The sequence below is a fragment of the Halomonas sp. 707D4 genome, from assembly GCF_024158685.1.
Lineage (GTDB): Bacteria > Pseudomonadota > Gammaproteobacteria > Pseudomonadales > Halomonadaceae > Vreelandella.
The window spans coordinates 1-7,829 of the sequence record NZ_JAMZBD010000114.1; the positions used below are offsets into that span (position 1 = coordinate 1).

A 7,829-nucleotide genomic window follows, 5' to 3' on the forward strand; every position below is an offset into this window, starting at 1 on the left:
CCGAGCGTGCTGACCAGCGGCCCCGCCGCGAGTGCCGATACCGCCACGGCGCCGAACACCAGAAACTCGTTGGCCGCCTGCACCCGCGCCTTCTCCGCCGGGCGGTGCGCCTTTGCCGCAAGCCCGGTGGCGGGTAGAAAGGTGAAGTTCCAGCCAAGGCCGAGCAGCACTAGCGCCAGGTTGAAGCCGGCAAAGGTGAGCGAGAGCTGCGCGGCCAGCGTGCTCGCCGCCAGCAGCAGACAGCCCGCCACGATCACCGCCTTCGCCCCCACGCGGGCGATCAACGGCCCGGTGAAGAACGACGGCGCGAACATCGCCACCACGTGCCACTGGATGGTGGTCGCCACGTGATCGAAGCCGTGGCCGGCATGAGACATGGCCAGGGGCGTGGCGGTCATCGCCAGGTTCATCACCGCGTAGCCGACCATCGCCGAGACGACCGCCGTGACGAACGGCGGCTGACGCAGGATCTCGCCCAGCGGGCGCTGCTCGCCGGCCTGCGGTTCGACGAATGCCTTGGGTAGCCGGGTGACGAGCAGTAACCCGAGCGCAACCACGTAGAGCACGGCAAGCCCGGCGAAGCTCGCCAGAAACGGCACCTCGGAGAGTTCGCGGCTGAAGCGCGCAAGCCAGGGTCCGGCGAAGGCGGCGAGTAACCCGCCGCCCATGACGAGCCCCAGCGCGCGCTCGCGGTGGCGCGCCTTCGCGGCCTCCAGCGCGGCGAAGCGATAGAGCTGGCCAAAGCCGATGCCCACGCCGATCAGGAAGGTGGCCAGCAGAAACAGCCCGAAGTGGCCCAGTGACAGGGCCAGCATGGCCACGAAAGTGCCGACGAGTCCGACCAAATTGCCCAGCACGAAGCCGCGCTTGCGCCCGAGCCGGCCCATGATCAGCGAGGCGGGGATCGTCGCGCCCATCAGCCCCAGCCACTGCACCGCCACCGGCAGCGTCGCGAAGGCGGGACCGGGGGCAAGTGCGGCACCCACCAGCGGCGAGACGGCGATGAGCAGGATGTTGCCGCTGACCAGCAGCGCCTGACACAGGGAAAGCAGCCATACGGATAGCGGCATGTGAAGGTCCTCGATTCAAGCGTGAGAGGAAGAGAAACGCGCCCGGTAGACCGAGGGCGAGACGCCGTAATGGCGCTGGAACTGGCGACGCAGCTGCTCCGCCCCGCCCAGGCGGAGCCCGTTGGCCAGCCGCTCCTGGGAGGACGGCGGGCCGCTGCGGGAAAGCGCCAGGCGCACCTGTTCCAGGCGCAGGCGGGTCAGGTAGCGGTGCGGCGTGGTGTTCAGGTGGCGCGCGAAGAGGCGCGTCAGGTGGCGCGGCGACACCGCCATGACGTCGGCCATGCTCTCCAGGGTGTGCGCGCCGCCGGGGTCGGCGTGGAGACTGTCGAGCAGGCGGCGCAGAGGACCGGCGCTCTGTTGATGGCGAAGGGTTTCGCTGAACTGCGACTGGCCGCCCGGGCGGTGCAGGAACATCACGAGCTCCCGGGCGACCTGACCGGCAAGGGCCGCGCCGTGGTCGGCCTCGACCAGCGACAGCGCCAGGTCGATCCCCGCCGTCACCCCGGCGCTGGTGTAGCGTCCCCGGCTTTCGAGATAGAGCGCATCGGCCTCGACGCTCAGCGCCGGGTGCGCCCGGGCGAGCGCCTCGGCATGGCGCCAATGGGTGGTGACGCGACACCCGTCGAGCAGGCCCGCCGCGGCCAGCAGGAACGCCCCCGTGCAGATCGACCCCAGCCGGCGTACCCGGGGCGCGGCGTCCTGCAGGCGCGCCAAAAGCAGCGGGTCGAGGCGTTTTTCCATCACCCCGCGGCCGCCGGCGACCAACAGCGTATCGAGGGGCAGGCGATCCGCCAGCGTTTCGACGGCGATATCGGCATGGACGCCAAGCCCACCGTTGGTCATCACGCTGCCCGGCGCCTCGGCCGCGAGGGTCAAGTGATAGAGCGCCTCGCCGCCAAGCTCGTTGGCGGTGGCGAACACCTGCCAGGGGCCGCTGACATCCAGCAGCTGGCAGTCGTGAAAGGCGAGCAGGGCGATGGAGCGCGTCACGCGAAAGACTCCGCAAAGAGGGAGATCGCAGTTTCCGCCGCCGGCGCGATGTCGGCAAGGACCATCACCCCACCGATCAGGACATCAGCGCTTGGTGCTAAAGGGCCAGCGCCGCGCGCGCGGCGCCCAGCTCGATGATCAGCGTATCGCGCTCCTTGAGGGCGTAACGTCGATCCTGCTCGTCGAGTGCCGCGAGGTTGGCCTCGACGTTGAGCAGCACGCTCTCGACCGCCGCGCTCAAGAGATATCCGCCGGCGCGGGCATCGCTTTCAAACTGCGCCTCGATGTTTTCCAGGATCTCCTCGCCAAGCGCCAGCGCCTCGAGGCAGCGCCGGGCGGTGGACAGCGGCACCTCGACGGCATCACGTGCGGCGCGGTGAAGGGCTGCGGCGCGCGAGGCGCGCTCTTGCTCGGTCTGCTGCGGTCGATCGAGCGCAGCCATCATGGCCTCGAAGGCGGTGACGTCGGCGTCGGCCAGCGGCGCCAGCGCCTGCTGGAGCGCTTCGCCGCGTTCGATGAGCGTGGCGCGCGATGCCCTCGGCGCATGACGCTGGCCAAGGTGGAGCCCCTTGAGCATCAGCGCGAGGCCGCAGCCGGCGGTCACCGTCGCCGCCGCGCCGCAGCCGGGCATCGGGTCGTGGGCCAGGGCGTCGCGAAACGCGTCGAGCGGCGTCTGCCAGATGCCTGGGTGGTCTGCTTGCTGGGTCATGACGGCTCCTTGAAGGCGGCCGGCGCGACGAACTCGCGCCGGGATGCGGGGTCGAAAAAGGTTGATTTCAGGTTAATTCATTTATGCCCCGAACAGGCGACGATTGCGGTAGTATCAAAGCAGAGGTGCACGCTTAACCGTTTTTCATGGACGTTTTCATACGATTTGCTTACAAGGAGTCTCGCTCTTGACGACGCTTAACGACACCCCCGCCGCCACGGCGACCGAACTCTACGAGCGCATCATGGCCGCCGACGGGTCCGACGGGCTCGACTGGCCCGAAGCCGACGTGCAGCTCGACGCGGCCAACGACACCCTGCTCTTCACCCTGCACGACTACGGCAACCTCACGCTTACGCTATCGCGCAGCGACGAGGAGTGGGTGGCGATGACGCCCATCATCCCGGTCGAGCGCATCGCCGACCAGGCCGCGCTGAACGAGGAGCTGCTGCGCCAAGGCGTGCTGCTGCCGCTGGCCTCGATCGGCATCGTCACCTTCGACGAGCGCGACTACTACGTCGCGTTCGGCCAACTGTTCGGCGATTCGCGGCTGGCCTCCATCTGCGCCGAGCTGCACGCCACCGCCAGCGCCGCCGTGGAAGTGGCGCGGCTGATTCAGGATCATTTCGTCAACCCGATTCGTTGATTTTCAGGAGTTCCCATGCTGAACAAGATCATGACCGCCCTTCGCGGCAAGGCCCACGAGACCGGACAGGCCGTGGTGGATTCCCAGGCGCTGCGCATCCTCGACCAGGAGATTCGTGACGCCGAGCAGCACCTCAAGGCCTCCAAGACCGAGCTCGCCCGCCTGATGGGCCAGCGCCAGATCAACAGCGACAAGGCCGCCACCCTCGAGAAGAAGATCGACGAGCTCGAGCAGAGCGCCGCCGCCGCCCTGGAGAAGGGCGAGGAGCAGCTGGCGCTGGAAGTGGCCGAGCGCATCGTCGCGCTGAGCGAGGCGCTGGATGCCGAGCAGCACATCGTCGGCGAGTTCGACACCAGCATCGAGAGCCTGCGCGGTGCGATCCGCAATACCGAGAACCAGCTGCGTCAGCTCAAGCAACAGGTCAGCGTGGTCAAGGCGACCGAGTCCGCCCAGCGGGCGCAGTCCGCCGTGGCGGCGCGTCACTCGGGCCAGAACAGCGCCATGGGCAGCGCCATGGAGTCGCTGGAGCGCATTCGCGAGCGCCAGGCGCTGGATTCGGCCCAGATGAAGGCCGCCGAGCAGCTCTCCGCCGAGGAGAGCGGCAGCGAGCTCGAAACGCGCCTCAAGGCCGCCGGCATCGGCGCCAGCGACCGCAAGGCCGACGACGTGCTGGCGCGGATCAAGGCCAGAAAGAGCGCTTCCTGAGCCGGCCCCCATTCCATCGCGTCGAGCAGGGAGGCCCGGCAATCCGCGGCCTCCCGGGGAGAAGATGACATGCTCAAGACACTGAAAGCGCTGCTCGGCAAGCCAGACGAGGAGCAAGCCCCGCAGGCGGCGTCGCCGGCGGGCTTCGCCCTGGGTCTTCCGATCGGCATGACGGCGGAGGACTTCGCCGGGCTGCGCCTGGATGGCCGGGTGCGCCTGAACCTGAGCGAGCTGGCCGCCTTTTCCGATACGCTGTTCACCTGGGAGAGCGACCGCGACTACCACATCGCCGCCGTCGGCCACGTGGAGCTCGGCCAGGGTGCGCACCTGGTGCGCTTCTACCTCGACAACGACACCTGGCTTCAAGCCAACGTGGAGAACCGACGGGTCATCGAGTACAAGCTGTTCGACTTCTATCGCGTGAGCCACCTCTCGAACGACGAGTTCGATGCGCTGCTCGATCCAGGCGCGCCGGCGTCGCGCCCGCTGGGTACCCGGCAGCTCACGATCGAGGCGACCGGCGATCAGGGCGCGCGTGAATTCACCCGGGTATGGGGCGACCCGGCCAGCGACTGGTCGCCGCCGGTGCAGTTCGAGGAGCGTGTGACGACCTCGGAAAGCGTCACTAGCCGCCAGGTGGTCCATCATGCCATGCTCTTCGAGCGCTCGATCGCGGGCTCCGAGCGCATGGAGTACGTCCTGATGAGCGGCGAAAGCGACGAGGACGGCAGCTTCATGCTGGTGGAGAACCTCGGCGTTGACGTGGCCTCGATCGACATTGATGCTATTTGACCATCGAGCCATTACTTTAGGCCGTCAAGCGCCCCATTTCGAACAAGGAAGACGCGACCATGAACTACCTGCAAGGCCTGCCTCATTTTCTGGGCTACCTGATCGGCGCACTGATCCTGCTGGGCGCCTTCATGTACTGCTACAGCCGCATCACCCCGCACAAGGAGTGGCTCTTGATTCGCCAGGGCAACGCGGCGGCCGCGACCGCCTACGGCGGCTCGATTCTCGGCTTCACGCTGCCGCTCTACAGCGCCATGGCGAACTCGATCAGCTTCATCGACTTCCTGCTGTGGGGCGTCATCGCCTTCGGCGTGCAGCTGGCCACCTTCTTCGGCCTGAAAGTGATGCTCAAGAGCCAGGGGGAGAGCCTCTCCACCCATATCAGCGAAGGCCACATGGCCTACGGCATTCTCGTCGGCAGTATCTGCATCGCGGTCGGCCTGCTCAACGCCGCCTCGATGACCTGGTAAGGAGCGCATCATGACCCGAGACGATCAACCCTCTCACCTGCCCCACCGCAAGCGCAGCCTGCGGCTGTCACTTGCTTTGATGGGCGCCGGCGCCTTCACGCTCACTGGCTGCGGCCAGTCCGAGGAGGTGACCGACGTCAGCTTCGACAGCCCCAAGAGTTTCCAGAGCGTCGAGGAGTGCGTGGCGGCCAACGTCTACACCGAGAGTGCCTGCGAAGAGGCGTACCAGGCCTCCATCAAGGAAGTGCCGCGCTTCGACTCGCTGGAGGCCTGCGAAGCCGAGCACGGTGAAGGCGCCTGCGTCGCCCCCACCGAGGAGCAGGCCCAGGCCGCCACCGGTACCAGCGGCGGCAGCTGGTTCATGCCGGCGCTGATGGGCTACATGGTGGGCAACATGATGTCGCGCACCAGCCGTGGGGCCACCCGCCAGGGGCTCTACCAGGAGCCGGTCTACCGCAATCGCCAGAACCAGGGCAACTGGAACGCGGCCACCAACCAGGCGAGCCAGCGGGTCAGCCAGCGCCAGCAGACGATGCGCAACGTCGCCACCCAGAACCGCCAGGCGACCCAGCGCAGCGGCTTCGGCTCGCGCTCCTCCGCGCGCGGCGGCTGGGGGTCCTGAGCCCTCCATGCTGAGAGTCGACATCGCCGAAAGGCCGAACTGGAAAACCCTGGCCGAGGAGCTGGGGTTTCATTTTCATACCATCGACGGCGAGCCCTACTGGAAGGAGAGCGCCTACTACCAGTTCACCCTCGAGCAGGTCGAGCGTGACATCGAAGCGCCTTCCGAGGAGCTTCACGAGATGTGCATGGCGCTCGTGGACAAGGTGTGCCACTCCAACGCCCTGCTCCAGCGCCTGGCGATCCCGGAGTTCATGTGGGACACCATCTTCGACTCCTGGCGCGCCGGCCAGCCGCACCTCTACGGGCGCATGGACTTCGCTTACGCAGGCGATGGCCCGGCCAAGCTTCTGGAGCTCAACTACGACACGCCCACCTCGCTCTACGAGGCGGGGCTCTTCCAGTGGGTGTGGCTCGAGCAGGCGATCGAGCAGGGCCTCGTTCCGCGTCATGCGGACCAGTTCAACTCGATCCAGGAGAAGCTGATGGGGGCGCTGGCCCACATCGGCCAGCGCCTGCGCGACAACACGCTGCACTTCTCGTGCATCAAGGACAACGCCGAGGAGCGCGCCACGGTTCACTACCTGCAGGACATCGCCGTGCAGGCCGGACTGAAAGCGCCGTTCATCCACACCGAGGATATTGGCGTCTTGCAAGGCGGCGACTATTTCGTCGACCTGGAGGATGCGCCGATCCACGCGCTGTTCAAGCTCTACCCCTGGGAGGAGCTGGCCCAGGAAGCGTTCGGCCAACTCATTCCCAAACTCGATACCCACTGGTTCGAGCCGCCCTGGAAAGCGGTACTCTCCAACAAGGGAATTCTGCCGCTTCTGTGGGAAGAGTACCCGGATCACCCCAACCTGCTGCCCGCGTACTTCGAAAAACCCGGCGAGACGACTCTGCCACCAGGCTGGGTGCGCAAACCGTTTTTTTCACGCGAAGGCAGCAACGTGGAGCTCACGACCAACGACGGCGCGTTCGAGAGCGTGGCCGGGCCCTACGTGGACAGCCCCTGGATTCGGCAGGCGTATCATCCCATGCCGCGTTTCGGTGACTTTCACGCCCTGGTGGGGAGCTGGGTGGTGGGAGATCGCGCCTGCGGGATGGGCATTCGCGAGGACGTGGGGCGAATCACCAAGGACTCCTCCTGCTTCGTGCCCCACGCGATCGTCTGAGTCCGCGTCAGGCGGCGCTGGCGTTATGGACAGGTCCGGGATAGCGGCGCGAGGCCTGGCTCGATGCGTAACCGGGCCACAGGGCGCCGGCATCCGCGCGCTCGAAGCTGCGCGCCCCGACCCACGCGAGCGGCTCGGCCAGCTTGACCTCCTGCATGGCGCTGCCCGGCGCCAGGCGCAGCAGGTAATTATGGCTTTCGGTCGGGTGCCAGTGCGACAACAGCTCGAAGGGCGCCTCCGGCGAGCGCCGGGCGGCGATCACGCCAAGCGCCGGCTCGCTGTAGAGTTCGACGATATCGGTCACGCCTTTCTGCTCGAGCGTCTGGCGGGTCGCGTCGTCGAGCGGCGTGGTGGTGATCGCGGTGACGCCATCGGGCAGCGCCGGCAGGCGCGCCGCAAGCTGGCGCCAGCGCTGGCTGTCGGTGGCGATGACGTCGCCGGTATTGAGTTCCCACAGCGCATTGGCGTTGTCGGCAAGCGAACGCGCCTGCCAACCCGCCTCCTGGGGCAAGAGCGCCCCGAGCACGAAGCCGGAGACACTTTGCAGCGACAGCCAGCTGATCAGCCGCCGCTCCTGGGCCTCGGGCAGCGCCAGCATCGCCCGCAACGCTTTCGCCTCTTGGCTCAAGCTAGCGGCCGTATGGCGGTAGC

Annotated in this window: 10 protein-coding genes; 6 read left to right on the forward strand and 4 right to left on the reverse strand. The window is 67.3% G+C overall.

Annotated features, from left to right (window positions below; genetic code table 11):
• From BIS11_RS06890 to BIS11_RS06900, 3 genes are all read right to left on the reverse strand, one after another.
• Window positions 1-1,070: MFS transporter (locus tag BIS11_RS06890; protein ID WP_253585856.1), on the reverse strand; the 1,070-nt coding region annotated here is incomplete at its 3' end.
• A 15-nt stretch (window positions 1,071-1,085) separates the two neighbouring features.
• The gene (locus BIS11_RS06895; RefSeq protein WP_253418456.1) at window positions 1,086-2,060 is read right to left on the reverse strand and encodes a DJ-1/PfpI family protein; all 975 of its coding nucleotides are present in this window, start codon (window positions 2,058-2,060) and stop codon (window positions 1,086-1,088) included.
• 97 nt (window positions 2,061-2,157) lie between these two features.
• Window positions 2,158-2,769 (reverse strand): cyclodeaminase/cyclohydrolase family protein, encoded by a 612-nt coding sequence (locus BIS11_RS06900; protein ID WP_253418454.1) that lies wholly within the window; start codon window positions 2,767-2,769, stop codon window positions 2,158-2,160.
• A gap of 187 nt (window positions 2,770-2,956) precedes the next feature.
• Between BIS11_RS06900 and BIS11_RS06905 the strand changes: the two genes are divergently transcribed.
• The 6 genes from BIS11_RS06905 (at window position 2,957) to BIS11_RS06930 (ending at window position 7,178) form a co-directional block, all read left to right on the forward strand.
• Window positions 2,957-3,415 carry a DUF2170 family protein gene (locus BIS11_RS06905; protein ID WP_253418452.1) on the forward strand — a complete coding sequence of 153 codons (459 nt, stop codon included), beginning with the start codon at window positions 2,957-2,959 and terminating at the stop codon, window positions 3,413-3,415.
• A gap of 15 nt (window positions 3,416-3,430) precedes the next feature.
• Window positions 3,431-4,120 (forward strand): PspA/IM30 family protein, encoded by a 690-nt coding sequence (locus tag BIS11_RS06910; protein WP_253418451.1) that lies wholly within the window; start codon window positions 3,431-3,433, stop codon window positions 4,118-4,120.
• A gap of 69 nt (window positions 4,121-4,189) precedes the next feature.
• Window positions 4,190-4,912, forward strand: a complete 723-nt coding sequence (locus BIS11_RS06915) for a DUF2491 family protein (protein ID WP_253418449.1) — start codon at window positions 4,190-4,192, stop codon at window positions 4,910-4,912.
• A 59-nt stretch (window positions 4,913-4,971) separates the two neighbouring features.
• Window positions 4,972-5,382, forward strand: coding sequence for a DUF350 domain-containing protein (locus BIS11_RS06920; RefSeq protein WP_227388855.1), 411 nt, complete (start codon window positions 4,972-4,974; stop codon window positions 5,380-5,382).
• Between the two features lie 10 nt (window positions 5,383-5,392).
• Window positions 5,393-6,004, forward strand: coding sequence for a DUF1190 domain-containing protein (locus BIS11_RS06925; RefSeq protein ID WP_253418447.1), 612 nt, complete (start codon window positions 5,393-5,395; stop codon window positions 6,002-6,004).
• Window positions 6,005-6,011: 7 nt separating this feature from the next.
• Window positions 6,012-7,178, forward strand: a complete 1,167-nt coding sequence (locus BIS11_RS06930) for a glutathionylspermidine synthase family protein (RefSeq protein ID WP_253418445.1) — start codon at window positions 6,012-6,014, stop codon at window positions 7,176-7,178.
• Window positions 7,179-7,185: 7 nt separating this feature from the next.
• On the opposite strand, the gene BIS11_RS06935 is transcribed toward BIS11_RS06930, so the two are convergent.
• Window positions 7,186-7,829, reverse strand: a 644-nt coding sequence (locus BIS11_RS06935; RefSeq protein ID WP_253585857.1) for a hypothetical protein, incomplete at its 5' end; no start/stop codon positions are given.